This is a genomic window from Paenibacillus sp. JNU01 (assembly GCF_059130585.1).
The window spans coordinates 3,432,060-3,455,659 of record NZ_CP169723.1 but is presented as its reverse complement, the minus strand read 5'-3'; the positions used below and the strand labels follow the sequence as shown (position 1 = coordinate 3,455,659).

Here is a 23,600-nt window from a genome sequence, read left to right as displayed (position 1 = left end):
GAGGGGAGTGGCTATGGGCTTTTTTAGTCGGTTTTTGAAGAGACAACAGCCGGAGGAACGCCCGCTGTTTTACGATATTGTCTGTCCTTATTGTTTCAGCAAGTTTTCACCGGAAGAGGTAGTGTTCCGCGCCGCCCATCACCGCGATGATGATGAGGACTACGCACTCGGGGAAGATGCAAAGTTGAATCGGTATCGCGAACGATTCGGACTCGATACGGTATTTGATATGGAGGCGGTATTGGCACCGCATGATGTACCGGAGGAACATCGGATTTATTCCGATAATATCGTGATGGGTCTGAACGATCGGTACGGGGTCGTTACACGTCGCCGTTTGTGCCCGCAATGTCATAACGAGCTACCTGTTACGGCAGGTAAAGCACCCAGCAATATCATTTCCATTATCGGTGCATCCCAAGTGGGCAAATCCGTCTACATGACTTCATTAATTCATACATTGCAGCATTATACAGCGGATCATTTTGACGCGGCTTGCATGCCTCTGAATGCGGAGATCAGCCGCCGGTTCCGTGCGGATTATGAAGAACCGTTGTTCGAACGGGGCGATTTGCTGGATTCCACACAGAAGGAAAAGCTGCAGGAGCCGTTTATCTTCCAGTTTGTGTTCAAGGACGAAGATAAAGCGCCGCTAACACTGGTGTTCTTTGACGTTGCGGGTGAAGGTATGGTGGAGCAGGATTATCTCGGACTTCACGGGCAGCACATCAAGAACTCGGCAGGTATCCTGTTCATGGTGGACCCGCTTCAGATTCGTTCGATTCGGGACAAAATCCGTATTAACCTCGGCAACGAGCCGGGCGAGTGGACACCGCGATACGATGAGCCGCGCGACGTGGTGCTCACGATGTTTGGAGATTTTATCGCGTATCAGGACAAAGCCAAGACGAATATTCCAACAGCCGTGGTGCTCACGAAAAGCGACATGCTGCATTCCCTCAAGGATGAAGAGGGGGATTATATCAAATCTAACAGTAACGTCTTTCGCAACATGGTGCACCGCGATTATTTCGACTTAACTGAGTTCGAGAATATCGACGGAGAGATCCGCCGTTTTATCGAGAAGGTGGATCGTCCGTTCAAGGGCACGATGGATGTGTACTTCAAGGATACAGCCTATTTCGCCGTATCTGCGCTGGGCAGCAATCCGGTGGATATGAAATTGCAGGGTGTGGTTAGCCCGATCCGCGTGGATGAACCCTTCCTGTGGCTGTTGTACAAGCTGAAGTACATTGAGGGGAGAGTGGGATGATGCGTTCTTCCGTAACCCCGCCCATTGAACAACAGTTGTATACCCGAGAGCGGCGCGGGGTGTTCCGCACAACAGAGGGGTTTGATACGGTTGCGGCATCGCCGGGACTGGACCCTTCTTTTATCAAAAAAGTGCTTCACCCCTACTGTGTCTATGACGCTCCGGCGGAGCTAACTGGCCGTAGCGAGAAGGACGAGACAAAGTTTCCGGCTTCCATTCACCTGCTTCATCTGGAGAGTGGAGAGACGATCCTTGGACAAAATGTATACCAGTCTGCGGATTTCACGGGGCTGCGCAGTGCCTTTTTTGCTCATAACTACGTCTTATCTCCCGAGCGCTCGGAAGAGCAGATGAAGCAAGGCGGCTGGCTGGATGCCATGTTCGCCACGTCCTATGACATCGAACAAGGTACAGTACTGCCTACGCTTGCTGAATTGCCTACATCACTTGGAAGTGGACAGGGCGCGGCAAGAGATGCAGCTGCTGGACAAGAAGGATGGGCTCAGCCTGGTGCCAGTCTGAGTGCAGATTCATCGCCAAACCAGATGCTGAACGCCTTGAAGATGAACGAAGTGCTGTTCAAGCGACTGCTTTACGCGGTAATGCAGTCTGTAGCGACACGCAGAAAAGTATACATTGCACTGGACCTTCCCGCAGAAGAAGTCACCGCAGGGGCCAAAGGATTGCTGCGTTTGCTGTACACAGCGTTACCATACGCATTCCGGCGGCAGTTGGGATTCATGACGTTTGCCAAGGAGCCGCAGGCCAAGAAGGGCATCCATATCCAATTTGTAGAGCGGGGGACGTTACGTCCGAAAGACCGAAATACGGAGAAGGACTTCACCTTTGATATGGTATCCGGCAGAGTGACGCATGCGGATGCATCTGTGGCGAAGTTACCTTATGCGGAATTCGCCTGGGCCTTATTGCAGGAACCGGGTGCTGCGGATGCGTTCTATACATTTGCAGACGAGATGTTGTCTGGCATGGAACCTGGACGGGAGCTTTCCATCGAAGCCTATGGCGAACTCGCGGTGTTCTATGGTCTTGAACAAGGCAGGGAAGATCTGTACTTGGATAACAAAAGTCATGTTCTGAGTGGTTTGTTGACCTATCTGAAGCCGGAAGGTGGAACACGGCAGCGTTCCCGTCTGAACGAGCTGTTCCTGACCTTGCTCAGCCGGGAACTAGACAGCGTGAAGCGTGAGAACGTACCCGAAGAAGCGGTTGCTGCTCGCATTGGAGAATACTTCCGTGTTGCCGCGCCTGTGGTGCAATCCTGGATAGTGGACTATTTCATATACGGTGTCAATAATGCCCGGGCCCAGAAGCGTATGCGTGCGGTGCAGGAATTGTATGCTGTGTTGGATCGGGATACCCAGCTGAATCGGGCTTTCTTTGATAAAGTGCTGGCCAATGAATCGCTCACCAAGTTATTGTTCGATCCTTATCTGGACAATCAGCTGAAACGTACCGAATCGGCAGGGAATGTCGTGGAAGTGATCCGAAGATGGGTTACAGCTCATCCATCTGCGATTCATTACAGCTACTTGCTGGAGCGGACAACCAGTGAGCTGCGTGAACGGTTATGTTCTGCACCGAGTCCGGTGCAATCCGCGAATGAAGCACTCCAGCGCGTTAGCATACTGGATCAGGTACCAGCTGAAGGTATGTATGATAAAGGTATTACGGCACGGATTGGTCAGTCTGAATCTACAGCCCGCCCTAATCGAAAAGGAGCACCTCTGTCTGTCAGTCAAGATCCGGCATATCAGGAGGAGTTAACCCGCCTGGCAGACAAGCTTGCTTATGTCATTAACCTGTTTATGATTCAGGATCTGGATCTGGAACGGGTTAACCGTGAGCAGCTACTCAGCATCGATATATTGCAACATGGCAATGAGGTTCGGGCTTGGGCAGCACGTCAGGGCGCTGATGTATCTGCTCGAACGAACATGATGCTGGCTGCGAGAGCGTGGCTTAGTGGCAAGGGAAATGAAGATGAGGCATTGGAGGCACTTTCCCTCCCGGAACGCAATGATCTTCAACGTTGGACACGTCGCTGGCTTGCTGTGGAGCTCCAGGCGCATCCGGGGATCGCGGCCTATGAAGCGTTGCCGATGGCTTTTTATCGGGGCGGAAGCGGTAGCAACCGACTGGATTATCCTGGCCTGATTGAGTTCGTCCGCACCAATGCAAGTCGGGTTGAAGGGCTGTATCCATTTTTCGAATGGTCAGGAGATCAACGTATGTTTGTTCGGGGTTCCAATACGCATAAAGGATATGCGGATGCCCTTGTGGCCTATTTCAAGGCCCATGACCGTGAAGCTTTCAAGTCGAAGTCGGCTTTCAAACCGTATTATGCGAGAGCGAACAAGGCAATGAAGCCGGTCTATGACCGTGCCAAGACAGAATTGTCATCCACATTGATGAGGATGCTAACAGGCAAAAGGAAGAATCTGTTTGGATTGCTCCTCTTGATCCTGGTTCTGGGTATTGCTGGCGGTACATATGCATGGATGAAAGATTCTGTAGAGCCGCCAGCGGCATCTCCTCCATCTACCCAGGAGCCTGCCATACCACCTGAACCCGAGGTACAGCTCGCGGAGCAGATTGCTTATATAATTCCTCCCAGTGAACAGGAGGGTACCCAATCACCTGCTCAACTGGTGATCCGTTTCAGAAACGATACGGAAAGCACTGAGTTTGAGCAAGGCAAACTCCAATTGACAATGAAAGATGGCAGTACCCAGGAGCTGGATACCACAGGCAAGTGGGAGAGCTTTAATCGGAATGAAGAGCCGGATAACCAAGAGCCTTCTGATGGTAGTTCAGGAAGTACTTCCGAAGGAAGCACGGATGGGTCGTTAGCGGGAACCGCGGGGAACAACGAGCAGGCGGAGGATGGCGATCAGCAGGCGGACCCATCAACATCGGGTGATAACACTTCAGATCCTGCTAATGATACAACAACGGATACAGGGACGAATGCATCGTCTAATGCTGCGAGTGGAGGCACGGATCAAGGCACCGATGTAGATCAAGTTAATACAGGTTTGACATCGCCTGACACATCCGTATCCAATGAAGAGAATGCGACCAATCCTGCACAGATGTCTATTGGAGATGCAGATCGTCTCTATCCGTATGGATTGCAGATTGATCTTCCAGCAGATCTTGATGCTGAGAGTATTGCCAGTGTGCAGAGTACGCTGGGCGGGATGACCGTCATCCAATTGATGCCGCAGCCGAAGCTGTAAGTTATTTTATTTGGCCCTGTTGCATAGATTCATTGAGTACCTTTTGATCAAATATTGAAATATGCTGACTTCATATCTCATTAAACGTGTATATGGGATGACCTTGAACTTTAGATTTCAAGGTCATCTTTTTTTGATCCACACCCCAGATGTAGCAATCGCACGACAAAAAATTGATACATTCACAATTCGGACACAAAATTAATGATTCAAGTGCCTGGGAGATAAGCAGAAGTGATGAAATGCGCGTGATGAATGAGAAAAGCTCTCACATGTAAACGTAACGTACCACTCCAATTTGCTAAAAAAGGTCCAAATTAAGCTTGGAACAAGCAGAAGATTTGCAATTTCATGTTGACAAATGATAATGATTATCAGTATCTTTAGTGTAGAAGATATTTGCGTCGGAAATACACAGAATTATAATTTCGTTTTCGTTGTCATAGCCGGATTACATAATCGGGATAAATGAGAGAGGGATGATCGCATGTTTCGTCTGGAGACGACCAAGCTGGATATCGCTTATGAGGAAAGACTAATTGTAGAGGATCTGAATATTCAGATTCCCCAAGGAAAAATTACAGCACTTGTTGGAGCCAATGGATCAGGGAAGTCAACCATCCTGAAAACGATGGCACGTATTATGTCACCAAAAGCAGGTAATGTATTACTCGACGGGAAGTCCATCCATAAACAATCCACGCGTGAAGTTGCCAAGCAACTTGCGATTTTGCCACAGAATCCAACCGCTCCTGAAGGACTTACCGTTACTGAACTGGTATCGTATGGTCGATTTCCTTATCAAAAAGGATTTGGCTCCATGCGGGCGGAAGACAAACGCATGATTGAATGGGCGATTGAAGTGACAGGTATGACAGAATTCCACGATCGTCCGATTGATCAACTGTCCGGTGGACAGCGCCAGCGTGCCTGGATTGCCATGGCACTTGCTCAAGAGACGGATATCCTGTTCCTGGACGAGCCAACAACGTTCCTGGATATGGCTCACCAGCTTGAAGTACTGCAACTGCTTGAGCAGCTGAATGCCACAGCTAACCGTACCATTGTTATGGTTGTACATGACTTGAATCATGCTTCCCGTTATGCACATCACATGATTGGTATCAAAAAAGGTAAAGCCATTGCTCAGGGTTCACCTGTGGAAGTCATGAACTCGGATGTGCTTCGTGAAGTGTTCAACATTGAAGCAGATATCGTGATTGATCCGCGTTCCGGTGTACCACTCTGCTTGCCCTACGCACTTGCAGGCGAACGCCAGCAACCGAAACAGCCGGAGCAGATGGTTATGAACAGTGCAATGGTTCATGCTGGAGGACGGACAGAACAGCGCGTTCAAGCGTTAGGAAGTTAACAAATGGGCCATATGTGGTCCTTACATTATAGAATGAAGCCGCTATGCGCTATCGCAGGCGGCTCTTTTGAGTTCATGGGGAATTTGCAACGCATGGGAGCGAAGGGGAACGTGCAGACCCGGAATTTGGTAATCACATCGGATCAGGTTTATAATAATAAGACAGGCTGTATGTTCATTGGTTATATTAACGTGCTCGGAGCAGCCCAAACCAACACTTGTCATGGGAGGAATCAGTCATGTCCGTATATTCATATCAGGCGGTAACCACCGCGAACCAGGAAGTCTCACTGGATCTGTATCAAGGTAAGGTATTGGTCATTGCCAATACAGCTAGCAAGTGCGGACTTACTCCGCAATACGGTGAATTGCAAAAACTCTATGATCGTTATCGCGATCAGGGTCTCGTTGTACTGGGTTTCCCTTGTAACCAGTTTGGAGGGCAGGAGCCAGGTACAAGTGAGGAAGCCGAGTCATTTTGCCAGATTAACTATGGTGTGAATTTCCCGGTGTTTGCCAAGGTAGATGTGAATGGTGAGGATACACATCCCCTGTTCCAATACCTCAAGGAGCAACAACCTGGCGCAGGTGAAACGAGCGACATCCAATGGAACTTTACCAAGTTCCTTGTTAACCGTGAAGGTGAAGTGGTCGGTCGTGTTGAACCGAAAGAATCTCCGGAGACAATGATCGCAGATATTGAGAAATTGCTCGGTTAAACCATGATTGTTTGAGAAGCCTGTCCTTGCATGTGCAAGGACAGGCTTCTTTGATTATTTTATATACGTGGCTTGTTAGAGAGGAGAAACATCTGTTTTAATCATATCGGGTGTGGAGAATGGGCAGGAGCAGCAGAGCAGCATAGGGGATATTTCCTGCAGCTCTCATCAGGGGGACTTCAAGCGAGACAGGAACCAGGCAGAGTACGACAAACATTGAACGACAAGGAGTTGCGGTAGCCATTTGCATAGCATAAACCGACCTAAATTCGGGGACAATGAAATCAATACAATGAAGGGAAGAAAGGCTTAAAATACAGCGAGTGACCTCCTTCGACAATTTTTTTGTTTAACCTATTGCAATGTGAAAAAGATCACATTATAATAAGTGTATAAAGTGAAATAAATCACATACACAGTCTCGAACAGGAAGTGAAATATTTCACAACCATAATAACGTTATATTCAAACTCATTTATATATTTCGAGGAGGAACTTTTAATGAAAATCGCAGTTATCGGATGTACACATGCAGGGACCGCAGCCATCGTAAATACCGCCAAATTGTACCCGGATGCTACCATCACCGTGTATGAGCGCAATGACAACATCTCCTTCCTATCTTGTGGCATTGCGCTCTACGTAGGTGGGGTTGTGAAAGATCCTGACGGCTTGTTTTATTCTTCGCCTAATCAGTTGGCAGAGCTTGGTGTTGAAACCAAGATGCTTCATGAAGTTACAGCAGTTGATGCCAAAGGCCATACCCTTCAGGCTAAAAACCTGCAAACCGGGGAAGAATTTGAAGATACGTTTGACAAACTGATCGTGACCACTGGTTCATGGCCTGTCGTTCCGAAGCTTGAAGGCATTGAGATGGACAACATTTTACTTTGCAAAAACTACAATCATTCCAACACAATTATTGAAAAAGCCAAAGATGCCAAACGTGTTACCGTTGTAGGTGCCGGATATATCGGCGTTGAATTGGTGGAAGCTTTCCAGATGAATGGCAAGGAAGTTACCCTGATCGACAGTGTGGACCGGATTTTGAACAAATACCTGGATCCTGAGTTCACAGATGCAATTGAAGATACGCTGACTGGGCGTGGCATCAAGCTCGCTCTTGGTCAAACGGTACAGAAGTTTACTGGAGAGAATGGCAAAGTGACCAAGGTGATTACGTCCAAAGGAGAGTTCGAAACCGATCTGGTTATTCTCTGCATTGGTTTCCGTCCAAATACCGAGCTGCTCAAAGGCCAAGTGGATATGCTGCCAAACGGCGCAATCATCGTGGATAAATATATGCAAACGAGTCAAAAAGACGTCTTCGCTGCGGGTGACAGCTGTGCTATTCATTACAACCCGACAGGCAAAGCATCTTACATTCCACTGGCAACCAACGCCGTGCGGATGGGTACACTTGTAGCTCGTAACCTGGTTCGTCCTACGACACCGTATATGGGTACACAAGGAACATCGGGTATCAAAATATATGAGCAAAATATTGCTGGTACGGGGATGACGGAAACGTCTGCTGCTGACGAAGGTCTGATTGTGGAGTCGGTAGTACTGGAAGACAGCTATCGTCCGGAGTTCATGCCAACGGCGGAGAAACTGTTGCTCAAAGTGGTATATGAGCAGGCTACTCGTCGGATCGTTGGAGCACAGGTGATGTCCCAGGTTGATCTGACCCAATCGATTAATACGATCTCGGTCTGCATCCAAAACAATATGACCGTAGATGAGCTGGCCTTCATCGACTTCTTCTTCCAGCCACACTACAACAAACCGTGGAACTTCCTGAACACGGCGGGTCTGCAAGCACTGCCACCGGTAGAAGTAAAAGCACCAGCAATGGTGTAAGGAAGCAGAATCCATGCTAAGCAGTGAGCATGACAGACGACATACGAGGATAAGTCAGGGTTGTCCGAAAATGCGACATGTACAATAACTGCCGAGCTTACGAAGCAAGGCAGACGATCATAAAGGAAAAGGAAGACTGGCGAGTATATCGTCAGTCTTTTTTGTGATTTTTTTAAAAAATAGACCTTAATATACTCTTGCTGTCATAACTTCGAAGACGATCTTAAAAGCATATTTTTAAATTACATTGTGATAATTTGCACAAAGTTTCGTGCTAGACCCATATACAATTGAGATATGGCATTCAACGTATCAACAAAGAAGTTCAGGTGTTTTATTCCACGAAGAACAATGAAGGAGAGGATGAATGATATGGCAGCAAAAACACCTCTTGAGGTTGCACAATATACGGCGCAAACAGGCATGAAGAAGGCTCAAAATCCGGTGTCTTCTGTACTGGTGCTTAGTTTTCTGGCAGGTGCTTTTATTGCGCTGGGTTTTCTACTGGATATTCGGGTGATTGCATCTGCGCCGGCAGAGTGGGGAAGCTTGGTTAATCTGATCGGTGCGGCGGTGTTCCCGGTTGGATTGATGCTAGTACTCATAGGTGGTGGAGAGCTGCTGACAGGTAACATGATGGCTGTTCCGCTCGCGACGATTGCTCGAAAGTTATCCGTAGGTAGCATGTTGAAAAATCTAACATTAGTGACGATTGGTAACTTTGTTGGAGCTTTGTTTGTCGCGTACGCGTTTGGACATGTGCTTGGTCTGACTGGAGAGGGTGTATATCTGGCTAAAGTGGTGGATATGGCTGGTCACAAGTTGCATGACGGATTCCTGCAGGCTTTTATCTCCGGCATTGGCTGTAACTGGCTGGTCGCGTTGGCTGTGTGGCTATCTTATGCATCGGATACGATGAGTGGCAAGGTACTGGGCATTTGGTTTCCAACGATGGCGTTTGTGGCCATTGGATTCCAGCACGTTGTGGCTAATATGTTCCTTATCCCTGCGGCAATCTTTGAAGGGCATTATTCGTGGGGCCAATATGTAATGAATTTCATTCCGGTATGGCTTGGGAATCTGACTGGAGGTGCTCTGTTTGTAGCTGCAGCCTATTGGGTGGTGTACCTGCGCCAAGCTGAGCCTAAAGTGAAACCAGAGGTAGCGACGTCAATTGAACCTGTGGAGACGGAGGCTAGAGTGATGTTGAGCAAGCAGGCGTAGCGGAATAACATTACAATGCACGACCCGAAACTTGTGCTTCATATCACTTAGAAGTGAAGAGGATTCTGATCTTGCTCCGTTTCATGGCGAAGATGCTGTGAAGGAGCAGGTCGGAGTCTTTTTTGTGGTGTTTTTGTTCGATTTTAACGCAAAATAAATTCGCCATGAAAAGGTTCGGGGGAACGAAACCTGTTCATGGCGAATTTCGGGAGTGGTCCATGATATGGCATGAGGAGAAAGTGGGGAAACACTAGCCTAATGCCTTGTTTTTAATTTACCCCTGAATTCTGAAGTTGAATCAATTGGCATAACATTTTTTTTAAAATATTTTGAAGCCGCTATAGCGGTGAATATGAAGCAAAAAAATACTGCTCTCTTTACGTGATAACCTCGAAGAAGATATGATATAGGGATAGCTTTTGAAGAGGGGGAGCCATACGATGATCGATCAGGAGAATGGGGTATTTGCAGCGGTATGCCCGCTCGATTGTCCAGACACTTGTGGTCTGTTACTACATAAAGAGAACGGTAAAATTGTGAAGGTGGCAGGCAATCCGGACCATCCGATAACCAAGGGTGCCATTTGTAATAAAGTTAGAAATATGACGGAGCGGGTATATCACCCCGAGCGTCTGCAATATCCGATGAGACGTGTTGGAGCCAAGGGTGAAGGCAAGTTCGAACGAATCAGTTGGGATGAAGCAATCAGGGAGATTACGACCAAGTTCACTGCATTGTCCGAGACCTACGGATCGGAAAGCATCCTGCCCTACAGCTTCTACGGTAACATGGGCATTCTCGGCGTAGACGGCATGGATCGACGGTTCTTCAATGCACTAGGTGCAAGTGTGCTAGAGCAGACGATCTGTAATGCGGCCGGAAATACGGGCTGGAAATATACGATGGGCGCTAACCATGGAACGGTCCCGGAAGATACGGAGCATGCGGATCTTATTCTGGTGTGGGGCGGCAATATCGTCAGTACAAATATGCACCAGGTCGTTTTGGCGGAGAAAGCCCGCAAGAAGGGCGCCCAGATCGTCGTAATCGACGTTCATCGCAATCGTACCGCTCAATGGGGCGACTGGTTTATTCCGCTGTACCCGGGCACGGACAGTGCACTGGCGCTGGGCCTGATGCATGTGTTGTTCGAACGAGGACTGACGGATGAAGCATTTATGCAAAAGTATACAGTGGGACATGAGGCACTGCGTGCTCATGTCCGCAGCTACACACCTGAACGCGTTGCGCGCATTACTGGTGTGCCGGAGGAGACCATTGTGAAGCTGGCCGAAATGTATGGTAACGCACAGGCAGCCCATATTCACATCGGCAATGGCCTCCAGCACCATGATAATGGGGGTATGAATGTGCGTAGCGTAGCTTGTCTGCCTGCCATTACAGGGCAATGGCTGAAGCAAGGCGGCGGTGCCGTGCGTACCAACAGCTACGCGAGCACGAATAGCGACGCGCTGGAACGTCCGGAACTGCGGCAGAATCCGGAGCCGCGAGTGGTGAACATGAACCGGATTGGTGAAGCGCTGCTGGAAGCGGAGCAGCCGATCCGGGCCATGATGGTCTACTGCAGCAACCCACTGGTGGTGGCACCGGATACGGAACGAGTGGAACGAGGTTTTGCAAGGGAAGATCTGTTCACGGTTGTGCATGATCTGTTCATGACGGATACGGCAAAATATGCAGATATCTTGTTGCCGGCCACCTCTTCATTTGAAGCGACGGATCTGTATGCCTCCTATTGGCATCAGTATGTTCATCTGCAAGAGCCGGTGATTGCACCGATTGGAGAGAGCAAGAGCAATGTGGAACTGTTTTCTCTGCTTGGGCAGGCCATGGGGTACGATCCCGCAATCTTCGGAGAAACGCCGGAACAGATGATTGAGGACGCACTTCAGGGCACAGGCAACCCCTACATGAATGGAGTCACGTTGGAGGGACTGAAGGAACATCGATTCATGAAGCTGGATATGACGCCACATGCTGCATTTCTGGATCAGCTGCCCACGCCTTCAGGCAAAATTGAATTGTACTCAGAGACGATGGAACAGCGAGGGTTTCCGCCGCTCCCTACCTATAGCGCTCTGATTGAAGGATATGATGGGGAGAATCCGGCTGGACCTGCCGATACGTATCCGCTGATGTTCCTCTCGCCGCCGAACCATAATTTCCTGAACTCCACCTTTGGCAATTCAGCCAAACACCAGCGTTTGGAAAAGATGCCTCTATTGCAAATGCACCCTGAGGATGCTAACCGCAGAAACGTGGAGGATGGAGATGCAGTGATCGTATGGAATGATCGTGGGCGTATCGAACTTACCGCCAAAGTAAGTGAAGCCATGCTGCCAGGAACCGTCATCAGCCAAGGCTTATGGTGGGATGGTGAAGGCAAGAAGCAACGGGCGAATTCGCTGACGTCCAATCGATTGTCGGACATGGGTAACGGGGCTACATTCTTCTCGGCCACTGTCGAAGTGAAGCGTCAATGAGTGTGCTTGCAGCGTGATTTTTTTGAGGTAAGATGAACAAAGAACAGAATGTAGCAGGATATAAAGAGCAATACATGTAACACTTCCAAAGGCCTTCGCTCTGGCTGGTTATGCCGTCAGGGCAAAGGTTTTTTTGGTATGGGAACACGTTTTGTAGCGTATTAAGGAGAATGAACTAGAGATGATGAGATGGCTGGATACCTATCCAAAAGAAGTGAGAGTTTTTTTGCTGGCAAGTCTGGTTAACGCAACCGGTAGTGCCTTGATGTGGCCGCTGACCACCATGTATGTGTTTGATGAGCTAGGACGAACGATGGCTAACGCGGGTTTTGTAATCCTTATTCAATCCCTAGGTGGCATCTTCGGACAATTGCTTGGAGGGTCACTGTACCATCGGGTGGGCGTGAAGAAGCTGATTATTGGATCACTGGCGCTGAATGCGTTAGGTTTGTTTGCGTTGCCCTGGATTAGCGCGTACTGGGTTATATTTATATGTGCCATGGGCTGGATCGGTCTGTTCAGTTCATTGTCGCTACCAGCGATTCAGGCTTTTATCGGCTTCCGGTTTGCGGAGCGACGCGGTGAATTATTCAATATTATCTATGTAGCGAACAATATCGGAGTGGCGATTGGTACGGCACTGAGTGGTTTTCTCGCTGACTTTTCCTATCACCTCAGCTTTGTACTGAACGGAGTGACTTCAGCCGGATTTGCGCTGTTCTTCTGGTATTATCTGTCGCGGGTTGAACCGGATCAGGGGGAAGTACATCTGACGAAACGCAAAACCGTCCCCGATGGGCCGGGCGTCTGGGCATTGCTGGGCAATACCCGGTTATATCTGTTTATGAGCTTGGGCGTGCTGTTCCTGTTATTCGGCAATTCCATCTGGAACACAGGTGTGTCACCGTACATCATCTCTGAGGGTATGGAAAAAAGAATGTACGGTCTGCTCTGGACCCTGAACGGGGTGCTGATCTTTGTAGGCCAACCTTTCACCAGTTGGGTGAAACGGACCATGGCCCGTACCTCAACGGCCCAGATGACCGCAAGTGCGGTGTTCTATGGCATGGCCTACATTGTCATGATTACCATGTACAGCTATCCGGGCATGGTGCTCGCCATGGTACTTGCCACATTTGGAGAGATGCTGATTTCCCCTGCAACCCCTGCATTTATCTCGGAGCACGCGGGCAGGGCGGCCCCTTTTTACATCGGGATATCGGGTGGAATCGGTGCGGTTGGACGGGTTATCGGCCCATATGCGATGGGGGTCATGTATGACAAGCAAGGACTTATACCTGTCGCGTGGCTGGCAACGGGCACAGCGGCAATTGCGGTAATGGGTTTTGTGCTGCATGCGGTGTTGAACCGTAATCGTGAAGTGAAGGAGTATGGGATGGATACGTAACAGATCCAATCGGGTTGAACAGGATGTGGAAGAACGGGTTGAAGTGGACGGTAAATCCACTTTAATCTGTCTCCTCATCCGTAAACTATGGTTGACAAAAAAATGTTTTTATGCTATAATTTACATATAAAATTATTCCGTATATAATAAGATTCTCCTGGCCAGGGAGAATCTTATTTTTGTTTGTACGGGAGGAATAAGTATGAAGCAAAATGAATCCAGTATCACATCATTGATTTCGACCTTTGGCCGAGCCTATCATTGCCAACATGATACACCTCTTATTTTCAATGATTTTATCGCTAGTGCCCTTATCACTCCTCAAGAGTTTTCAGATATCAGCAATAACATGGTTAAAGGCATTCATTTTTTCAACCCGGATATGGCCCACCAGCTCAAGGACGACCCGGAAAAGGTTCTAAAATGGATAACCCAGATACAATTATCTCCAATAACTCTGGCTCGAGCCGCTTACTGTGAGCATGTACTTTTGCATGAAGTGACGTTGGGATTGAAGCAGGTAGTCATTCTTGGCGCCGGAATGGATACGTTTGCTTGGAGGCATCCGGAATTGGAGGACACGCTGGATATCATTGAAGTGGACTATCCGGCTACACAGCAATTCAAGAAGGAGCGGCTGAAGCAGGCGAGGCTGACTGTTCCGGATAATCTTCACTTTGTACCCATGGATTTTACGCGAGAGCTTTCAAATGACAGCTTGACTCTTGAAGGTTTGGAGAAACGTAAGACGTTGGCCAGTCTCTTGGGGGTTTCGTATTATTTGCCCAAAAATGATCTATTTAACGTGATTCGTCATGTGTTTGCGAACCTGCCATCTGGAAGCTCTATAGTTCTGGATTATGCAGATGAACACCTTTTTGAGGAAAAAGGGAGATTTAATCGGGTTGAAAATATGGTTAAATTGGCTGCAATGGGCGGTGAGCCCATGCAATCCGGCTACGCATATGTGGAGATGGAGGCCATGCTTGAAGAAGCAGGGCTGCTTATTTATGAGCATCTCACTCCGGAGGCGATTCAGGAACAGTTTTTCCAAGATCGAATTGATCATCTAAGTGCATTTGAAACGATACATTTCATTCACGCAGTAAAAAAATAAATCGATCCGGCAAGTATGGTCACCAATATAGCCCGTATTTGCATAGTAGATGCTAACCTTCACCCTATAGCGGGGTGAGGGTTGTTTTGTCTTTAGAGAGACCAGCTTCAATTGCCGGCTAGTGAATGATTTTCACGATGAGATGAGAAAGGACTGTTCAGAAATCAGACTTGTTATCGTTCAATTCCATGTCATTCCATGTGCTCCCCTCTATTTGTGCATAATGCTCATATAATAGAATGGATCTGGTTAAAGGCAGGAGGCTGCATACGATGTACAAGGTTTTGTTGGTCGATGATGAATTTATGATCTCGGACGGGATCGCTAGTGTTGTGAACTGGTCGCGATTAGGAACAGAGCTGATCGGCATTGCTCAAGATGGATTGGAAGCGCTTGCTATAATCGATCGACAGCGCCCGGATATCATCATCTCGGACATTCGCATGCCGGGAATGGATGGGTTACAGCTGGTTGAAGCTGTGGCAGAGAAGTATCAGCATATTTCATTTATCATGCTCACGGGTTTTACGGAGTTTGAATATGCGAAGACCGCCATGCAGTATGGGGTGAAGCATTATTTGCTCAAGCCCTGTAGTGAAGAACACCTCGTCGAGGCTATCAGTGAATTGGTCAGTGAGAAGCGGGAGTTAACTGATCAGGAGCGTTTTGTACAATCGATCCAATATAATCTGGAGCGTGTACTGCCGCATGCCAAGGAATATTTCCTGAAAGAACTGGTGACCAACAGAACCTATGGGGTCAAGGAATGGAAGTATTTCGAGGAATTATTCGATGTACAGTTTCAGGATCAGCGTGTGCGGTTGCTGCTGGTAGAGATTGAGGGGGATCATGAGTACTTGCACTTGTTCGCGGTCAAGAACATTGCCGAGGATATTTTTCACAATCCGATCTTAAGTACCACGGTTGGAGGTCATGTGTTATTGATGATGGAGGACAAGTTGTCTGAAACACAGTTGTTCCGTAATATCGATGAGATTCGCACCACATTTACCCGATATTATCATGATGATCTTACGATTGCCCTGAGCGAACCAGGAGATCTTCCACAGGCGCGGCAATTGTACATGCAGACGCTGGTTTACCTCAATTACCGTTTCTACCTTGGTGAGGGCAGTCTTATTATGGAGCGGGATGTCTACTCCCCCGGGGAGCGTACTCTTCCCGAATTCGAATATGATCCAGAGCGGATGGCTACTGCGATGAAGGCTGGACACTGGCAGGAAGTCGGAACAGAGCTGAACCGGATGTTTCAGATGCTTGCCAGCTTGCGATACGATATTTCTCAAACGAAGTCCTATCTTATTCAAATATTTATGGAAATGATTCGACTCAGCGGCTCTGCCGAGATGAAAAGGTATATGGATCAGCTGCCGGGCATGATTGAATCCAGCACCCTGCACTCTTTTCAACAGTTTCTGCTTGCCGTTGCCAAGGAGATCACGCTGCGCCGCTACGAACAACACCGCTCCAGACAATCACAGATGGTGGGCAGTGTGAAGCAGATAGTGGAGAAGCGTTACAGGGACGAAACTCTGACGCTCCAATCCATCGCCGGAGAAATATTCATGAATCCAGACTACATTGGCAAAATGTTCAAAAAAGAAACCGGTGAGAAATTTACGAACTATGTGTTAGGCTACCGCATTCGCAAAGCGTTGGAGCTTCTGGAGCAGGACGGGACCTGCACGGTATCCTCGCTTGCCGAACAGACGGGCTTTGGTGCCAACTGGCCTTATTTTAGCAAAATGTTCAAGAAATACACGGGATTCTCCCCTTCCGAGTATAAAAAAGTACCCTAGACAGCGCTGTTGTCGCTTCTACATAGCGTCCTGTATATCCGAACCCACATACGACTCACATCTGATTTATGATCACGCCCTGTGTGCCAGTCAACGGCAGCAGGGTCTTTTTTTGTCGGACGGAACTCGGTTTTGAACATGCATTTAACGGAAATGAGCATGGGAAGAAAAGCCGCTCGATTCTATCATTAGAAGTGTCAAGTGAATGAATGAACATCGAGAGTGGAGGTTGAGTGGATGGAGCTGAATCGAAGCCGGGGGATTGAACCTGGGCGTTTGAAGCCAGCAGGCAAATGGAGTTCGGTGAAAAAGGAGCTTGTACGCAACAGATACGTATATCTGATGCTCGTTCCTGTTGTAGCCTATTATCTGATTTTCAGCTATGGACCGATGTACGGGCTGCTGATGGCATTTCAGGAATCCTACAGCCCGATCAAAGGAATCTTGGCAGGCGAATGGGTCGGATTTGACAATTTCACGATGTTTTTCGAAAGTTATTATTTCTGGCGACTGATTAAGAACACGCTGATTTTGAGTTTTTACAGCATTGTGTTTGGTTTTCCAGCTCCGATTATCCTGGCCCTGTTACTGAACGAAGTTCGTAAAAAGTGGTTCAGAAGCACGGTGCAGACGATCAGTTACATGCCGCACTTCATCTCGGTTGTCGTTGTGGTTGGAATGTTGAAAACGTTCTCATCTCTGGATGGCGGACTGTTCAATGTCATTCGTGACTTTTTCGATCTGCAGCCAATCATGTTCTTGGCGGAGAAGGATATGTTCCGTCCGATGTACATTCTGTCCAACATATGGCAGGGGGCAGGATGGGCCTCAATTATCTTTTTGGCAGCACTTAGTGGCATTGATCCACAGTTGTATGAGGCTTCCAAAATTGACGGTGCAGGCCGCTGGAGACAGCTGTTACATATTACACTGCCGGGCATCATGCCAACGATTGTGATCATGTTAATTCTGCGCATGGGGGCGGTCATGAATGCTGATTTTCAGAAAATATTGCTGATGCAAACGGCACCGACCTATGAGACATCCGATGTCATCTCCACCTTTGTTTATCGATCCGGAATTTTGGAGGGGAACTATACGTATTCAACCGCCATCGGGCTATTCAACGGTGTCATTAATTTCGCGCTGCTCATCATCGCAAATGCGATCAGCAGAAAGCTTAACTCAACCAGTCTCTGGTAATTGGAAGGTGAAGCGATGAAACAGTCTATAGGGGAACGAGTTTTTGATGTATTCAATACACTGCTGCTCTTGGTCATCATGATTTTATGCTTTTACCCGATGCTGTACGTGTTCAATTCTTCCATCAGTGATCCGGATCAGATGCTGCGTTCCCGGTCATTGATGCTCATTCCTGAAGGTTTCCAGCTGGGAGCGTACAAGTCGGTATTTCAGGATACTCGCATCTATACGGGATATATGAACACCTTGTTCTATGTTGTGGTGGGTACAGCCATCAATCTGCTCATGACTTCGCTGGCAGCCTACGGGTTATCACGCAGTGATCTGATGGGCAGAAAAACGTTGATGAAATTAATTACGTTCACGATGTTTTTTGGCGGGGGTATGATTCCAACTTTTCTGCTGATTCAGAATCTGGGCATGGTGGATACCCGTTTTGCGCTTATTATTCCGGGTGCCATCAGCACATTCTATTTCCTTATTATGAAAACAAACTTTGAGGGCATTCCGATCAGTCTGATCGAATCGGCGAAGCTTGATGGTGCCAATGACTTTCTGATTTTGTTCCGAATCGTACTGCCTCTGTCAAAGCCAATCCTGGCGGTCATGATGCTGTATTATGCAGTTGACCATTGGAATGATTACGTCGGGCCAATGCTCTATCTACGCAGTCAGGAGTTATATCCGATTCAGATTATTATGCGTGATATTCTGATCAGCAGCAGTACGGAGGCCATGGGTGCTGGCGCCGATACCGGCTTCGCCATTGGGGAGAACATCAAATATGCGACCATTATTATCTCCACACTGCCGATTATGCTGGTATATCCGTTCATCCAACGTTATTTTGTTCAGGGCGCTTTAATCGGTGCTGTGAAACAATAAAAAATGTATCCTATGGAGGCGAATTACGTGAAAAAAAGAATGGGGTCCATCCTGTTGTCATCATTACTTACCATGTCTTTGCTGGCGGGCTGTACGGGGGATAATGAACCAGGTAACGCAGAGCCAGCAGAAGGAACAGAACCTGCGGTTCAGGCGTTGACCGAGATACCGCTGCCGATTACAAGTGAGCCATTTACCATTGACTACTGGCGCGCCAATGACGCCAAACTAACGGCTTCCTTGAACAACTTTGGCGATATGGCCGCTTACAAGGAAAAAGAGAAGTTGACGGGCATCCAAGTGAAGTTCACACATCCTCCGCTTGGACAACAGCGTGACCAATTCAATCTGTTGATCTCCACAAAAGAGCTGCCGGACGTTATATATTATAACTGGGCCGATGCGGTTGGCGGACCGGAAAAAATGATCAAGGACGGCCGGATCATCCGATTGAATGAATTGATCGACAGTTATGCACCGAACTTGAAGCGGATCATTGAATCCGATCCGGATGTGAAGAAGCAGATTGCACTCGACGATGGAACGATCTATATGTTCCCACTGCTGAAGCTGGATGCGTTGAAACTGAATGCCACTTCCGGTTTGATTATGCGCCAGGACTGGCTCGATAAACTGAATCTCAAGGTACCTACCAACATCGATGAGTGGTATACGGTACTCAAGGCATTCAAGGAACAGGACCCTAACGGCAATGGCAAGCCAGATGAACTGCCATTCACCGGAAACTGGGGACCGGGCAACCTGACCAAGCTCCATGATTTTGCGGCGGCTTTTGGTGTCATTGGTGGCTTCCAGTTGAATGGAGACAAGGTGGAGTTCGGACCAATTCAGCCGGGCTACCGTGATTTCCTGGAGACCATGGCCAAGTGGTACAAGGAAGGGCTGATTGATCCCGAGATCATGACCAATGACGGCAAAGCGTTCGACTATAAGGTCACCAGCAATCTGGCAGGCGCATATCAGGGCGGTGTATTCAGTGGTATGGGGAAATACTTTAATCTGATGAGAGATACCGATCCGAACTTTAACCTAACCGGTGTACCGTGGCCCGTATCTGCGGATGGAACTTCGTATGCTACCTTTAATCTGGAGAATAAGGTCCTAAGTTATGGTGAGGCTATTACGGCTTCTGCAGACGAAGATAAATTGAAATATATTGTGCAGTGGATGGACTACAACTATAGCGAAGAGGGTAGTGATCTATTCAACTTTGGTATCGAGAATGACAGTTATGTTCGGGACGGAGACGGTGTGAAATTCACAGATACCATCATTGATAATGCAAACGGTCTGACGTATGATCAGGCATTGGCTTCCTATGCTTTGTCCATTATGGACGGTCCAATCAATCAGGATAGCCGTTACCTGGATGCCTTATTATTTGACGACGGACAGCGTGCAGCGAATGCGGAATGGATGAAAGCAAGCTCGGCCTTAACACTCCCACCAATTCGCTTGTCCACAGAAGAGGTAACCACAAGTACGTCCATCATGAGCCAGGTGAATACGTATTTGAATGAGACGATGACAGCCATCATTAGCGGACAGAAACCAATCACTGAATTTGACAAGATGACCGACACCATCAAGAGCATGGACATTGAGCGGGCGATTGAGGTTCATCAGGCGGCTTATGACCGATATCAGTCCAAATAAACCGTGAGACATCGAGCGCTAAAACTTTGGGAAAACCTTCCTGTATGTGATATACCTAGTAGTATCACGTGGTTCAAAGGAGCGCTTTGGTCATGACAGCCTACCGCAAACTCAGCATCAAAATGAAAATGTTTCTGATGATCATGGTCATGATGGCGTTTATCATCATCCTGGCGTTTGGTTCCTTGTACTATACGTATTCGGTGTATGACAAACAGCTGTTTGATAAGTCGTCTCGTCTTCTGAACCTTTCCTCGTCTACAGTGGATGTTGAACTTCAAAAGTTGGAAGCGTTATCACTGAACATGATCTCTGATACACAGATTCAAAGGGCCTTGAAGTCTTTGCTGGATGATGATAGCGCATATTCAAGCTTTATTGAACGGAAGAAGATCACAGATCGGCTATGGGAGCATATTAGTGGGGCTGCACGATATGTGCAGTCCGTTCATCTGATTGATTCCAGAGGAAGAGTGAATAAATATGGCGAAACACTAACCGTATCCCCTGAAAAATATGATCGGATGATTGAGGCGGCGGAGCAGGCTAATGGTGCAGTACGCTGGCTGTACCCGGATGACGATGACCCGATGCTGGTTATGGTGCGTCAGGTGCGAGCCTACGAACCGATGACCCTGGAACCGGTAGGCATACTGTTTCTGCGTATTAATATTGAGCGACTCGTTGAAGAGTATGCGGGCATGGACAGCCGGGACAGTGACATTATTTTAAAAGCAGGCACTGAGGTGGTCTATCCTTATCGCCAGCTTCCAGATGCGGTTTCCGCAGGACTGAATCCTCTTCCAGGCAGTGGAGGATATGAGGTCAAAAATCTGGATGGGAGGGAGATATTCCTTTCCCAGAAAAAATCCGCCTATACCGGCTGGGTTTATTATAATATGGCCTCTTATGATGAGATTTTTGAACGTATCATATGGTTGAAAAATAGTCTGATTGTCGTATATCTTATCGCCATTCTGGTTGTCCTCGCGCTTGGTATGGTGTTCGCACGCAGTCTGACAAGGCCGATTAGGCAGCTCATCAGTCAGATGAAGGAGGTTCAGTATGGGGATCTGGAGAATATGGATGCCAATCTGTCCATTCCAACACACCAGCACATGGATGAATTGGGGTTATTACAGCGTACGTATCGAATGATGATTACACATATCAATACATTGATCAAAGAAAATTATGCAAGCCAGCTGGTCATTAAAGAAACGGAGTTTAAGGCGCTTCAGGCGCAGATCAATCCACACTTTCTGTATAATGCGCTGGATTCAATCCATTGGCTCGCCAAAAAGAACAGGCAGGAGCAAATCTCCAGTATGGTGCTGTCACTCGGGTATTTACTACGCTCCTCCATCAGCTTCAGGCAAAATATCATCACCCTTGCCGAAGAGCTGGAGATCGTCAGCCATTATATCACCATTCAGACCTACCGTTTCCGGCAGCGGCTGGATTTTCGCTTGGATGTGCCCGCTCCTTATCTGGAATGTGCCATTCCCAAGTTAACCCTACAGCCATTACTGGAGAATGCCATTCAATACGGATTGGAACCACAGGTTGGATCATGTCTGATTCGAGTGTGTGCCGAGATTTCAGGTGGCAAGCTGGCCCTGATCGTGGAGGATCACGGTCCCGGTATGGAACCCGAATATGTGGAACAAGTGCTGCGTGGTGAAGTGAAGACCAGAGGAACAGGTATTGGTTTGCTGAATATCAGGGAGCGGGTACGTCTGGCTTTTGGCGAAGAATATGATGTTCTGCTGGAGAGCAGGCCAGGGCTTGGAACGAGAGTAACGGTGCTGCTGCCACCCCCATCACCAGGTAAGGAGGATAGGCCATGAGAAGATTATTGCGATCCATAGGCATGATCTGTCTTCTGCTGACTCTTCCTGGCTGCGTGAGCCAACTGGATCAAAGGCCAGGCATGATCGTTGACGAAGAGCCGATAACGCTGCGAATCGCTTGGTGGGGTGGGGAGTTTCGCAACAATGCAACAATCGCCGTTATCGATCTGTATGAGAAGTTGAACCCACATGTAAACATTGAATACGAATATAGCAGCTTCAACGAGTACTGGAGAAAACTTGCCCCACATGCAGCAGGCAATGCGTTGCCCGACATTATCCAGATGGACATCTCCTATCTGTCCCAGTACAGCTCGTTGCAACTGTTGGAGGATATAACGCCGTACATGCAGAACGGACTGATTGACACGACAGATATTGAGAAGGAACAGCTGGAGAGTGGTAGCCTGAATGGCAAAACCTATGGTCTCAGTTTGGGGGTTAACGCCATGCTCAGTATCTATGATCCGGAAGTGTTGAAGGCCAATGATATTGAATTGCCGACGGATACGTGGACATGGGCGGATTTTGACCGTATGGGCGAGCAATTGCTGGGGAAAGGCATTTATCTGGGAACTTATTTCACGCCGGAACAGTTTTTTGCGTATTACTTGAGACAGTATGGTTCCAAGCTATACGCCGAGGATGGCAAGAGGTTGGGTTATGAGGATGATGGATTGTTTATTGATTACTTTGGCAGGATGCAGCAGCTCGCGGAGAAGAAACTTATTTTTGCACCGGATATCTGGACATCCGACATTGGCCAACCCGACAACGACCCGTTTTATCTGGGAGAGGCTTTGTTTAGCTGGGGGTATTCCAACCAATTTATCAGCACCACTCAGCGTTATGGCAAACCCTTAACGATATCCCCGATGCCTGGGCCAAACAGCCAGGATGGGTTGTTTTTGAAGCCAGGCATGTTTTTCTCCATCGCGGGCAATTCCAGACATAAGGAGGAGGCGGCCAAGTTCATCAGCTTCTTCGTAAATGATTTGGATGCCAATCTGTTGCTGAAAGGAGAGCGGGGTGTGCCTGTCTCATCCCGTGTTAAAGAGCGGATGAAGCTGGTGGTTGAACCAGAGCTGGCGCAGGTGTTTGATTATATTGATTGGGTTGCCGATCACAGCAGTCAGATGGACCCGCCTGATCCTGTAGGTGCACCCGAGGTCACTGCGGTGCTGCGGGAGTTGTATGATCTGCTGTTGTTTGGCAAAATTACACCTGAGCAGGCGGCGAAAATTTTCCGTGAGCGGGCAAACGCAATTCTGGGTGGAAAGTGATAAGAATGGACTAGATTATATATGTATTTAATAGGCTTGGAGCTGTTGTTGTTCACAAGCTCAACCTTCATTCTACTCGGGTGAGGGTTTTTGTTATGGAATGGTGTATATTTCCTCTAGTATAATAAAAATGGGTAGT

General features: G+C 48.0%; 15 protein-coding genes. All 15 read left to right on the top strand.

The features are described from left to right. Nucleotides 1-13 precede the first annotated feature (13 nt). The 15 genes from NLBNIHML_RS15005 (at nucleotide 14) to NLBNIHML_RS14935 (ending at nucleotide 23,461) form a co-directional block, all read left to right on the top strand. Nucleotides 14-1,273, top strand: a complete 1,260-nt coding sequence (locus tag NLBNIHML_RS15005) for a TRAFAC clade GTPase domain-containing protein (RefSeq protein ID WP_494352186.1) — start codon at nucleotides 14-16, stop codon at nucleotides 1,271-1,273. Beyond that, on the top strand, nucleotides 1,270-4,533 hold the full coding sequence (locus NLBNIHML_RS15000) for a GAP1-N2 domain-containing protein (RefSeq protein ID WP_494352185.1): 3,264 nt from the start codon (nucleotides 1,270-1,272) through the stop codon (nucleotides 4,531-4,533). The genes NLBNIHML_RS15005 and NLBNIHML_RS15000 overlap by 4 nt, the downstream gene beginning before the upstream one ends. Nucleotides 4,534-5,020: 487 nt before the next feature. Then, entirely contained in the window at nucleotides 5,021-5,905 is an 885-nt protein-coding gene (locus NLBNIHML_RS14995) for an ABC transporter ATP-binding protein (RefSeq protein ID WP_339238337.1), read from the top strand. A 239-nt stretch (nucleotides 5,906-6,144) separates the two neighbouring features. Next, entirely contained in the window at nucleotides 6,145-6,624 is a 480-nt protein-coding gene (locus tag NLBNIHML_RS14990) for a glutathione peroxidase (protein ID WP_339305213.1), read from the top strand. A gap of 501 nt (nucleotides 6,625-7,125) precedes the next feature. Then, nucleotides 7,126-8,487 carry an FAD-dependent oxidoreductase gene (locus NLBNIHML_RS14985; RefSeq protein ID WP_339257747.1) on the top strand — a complete coding sequence of 454 codons (1,362 nt, stop codon included), beginning with the start codon at nucleotides 7,126-7,128 and terminating at the stop codon, nucleotides 8,485-8,487. Nucleotides 8,488-8,859: 372 nt separating this feature from the next. Further along, nucleotides 8,860-9,711 (top strand): formate/nitrite transporter family protein, encoded by an 852-nt coding sequence (locus NLBNIHML_RS14980; RefSeq protein WP_339238333.1) that lies wholly within the window; start codon nucleotides 8,860-8,862, stop codon nucleotides 9,709-9,711. Nucleotides 9,712-10,151: 440 nt separating this feature from the next. Next, nucleotides 10,152-12,215 carry a molybdopterin-containing oxidoreductase family protein gene (locus NLBNIHML_RS14975; RefSeq protein WP_494352184.1) on the top strand — a complete coding sequence of 688 codons (2,064 nt, stop codon included), beginning with the start codon at nucleotides 10,152-10,154 and terminating at the stop codon, nucleotides 12,213-12,215. 184 nt (nucleotides 12,216-12,399) lie between these two features. After that, nucleotides 12,400-13,623, top strand: a complete 1,224-nt coding sequence (locus NLBNIHML_RS14970; RefSeq protein WP_339308453.1) for an MFS transporter — start codon at nucleotides 12,400-12,402, stop codon at nucleotides 13,621-13,623. A gap of 202 nt (nucleotides 13,624-13,825) precedes the next feature. After that, nucleotides 13,826-14,740, top strand: coding sequence for a class I SAM-dependent methyltransferase (locus NLBNIHML_RS14965; protein WP_339257745.1), 915 nt, complete (start codon nucleotides 13,826-13,828; stop codon nucleotides 14,738-14,740). Between the two features lie 272 nt (nucleotides 14,741-15,012). Continuing rightward, nucleotides 15,013-16,560, top strand: coding sequence for a response regulator (locus tag NLBNIHML_RS14960; protein WP_494352183.1), 1,548 nt, complete (start codon nucleotides 15,013-15,015; stop codon nucleotides 16,558-16,560). Between the two features lie 237 nt (nucleotides 16,561-16,797). Then, nucleotides 16,798-17,763 (top strand): ABC transporter permease, encoded by a 966-nt coding sequence (locus tag NLBNIHML_RS14955; RefSeq protein WP_339238325.1) that lies wholly within the window; start codon nucleotides 16,798-16,800, stop codon nucleotides 17,761-17,763. Nucleotides 17,764-17,778: 15 nt separating this feature from the next. Continuing rightward, on the top strand, nucleotides 17,779-18,648 hold the full coding sequence (locus tag NLBNIHML_RS14950; protein WP_105600198.1) for a carbohydrate ABC transporter permease: 870 nt from the start codon (nucleotides 17,779-17,781) through the stop codon (nucleotides 18,646-18,648). A 27-nt stretch (nucleotides 18,649-18,675) separates the two neighbouring features. Next, the gene (locus NLBNIHML_RS14945) at nucleotides 18,676-20,325 is read left to right on the top strand and encodes a type 2 periplasmic-binding domain-containing protein (protein WP_339257744.1); all 1,650 of its coding nucleotides are present in this window, start codon (nucleotides 18,676-18,678) and stop codon (nucleotides 20,323-20,325) included. A 92-nt stretch (nucleotides 20,326-20,417) separates the two neighbouring features. Next, nucleotides 20,418-22,175 carry a sensor histidine kinase gene (locus NLBNIHML_RS14940; protein WP_339257743.1) on the top strand — a complete coding sequence of 586 codons (1,758 nt, stop codon included), beginning with the start codon at nucleotides 20,418-20,420 and terminating at the stop codon, nucleotides 22,173-22,175. Beyond that, on the top strand, nucleotides 22,172-23,461 hold the full coding sequence (locus NLBNIHML_RS14935) for an ABC transporter substrate-binding protein (protein ID WP_494354644.1): 1,290 nt from the start codon (nucleotides 22,172-22,174) through the stop codon (nucleotides 23,459-23,461). The genes NLBNIHML_RS14940 and NLBNIHML_RS14935 overlap by 4 nt, the downstream gene beginning before the upstream one ends. Nucleotides 23,462-23,600 lie beyond the last annotated feature (139 nt).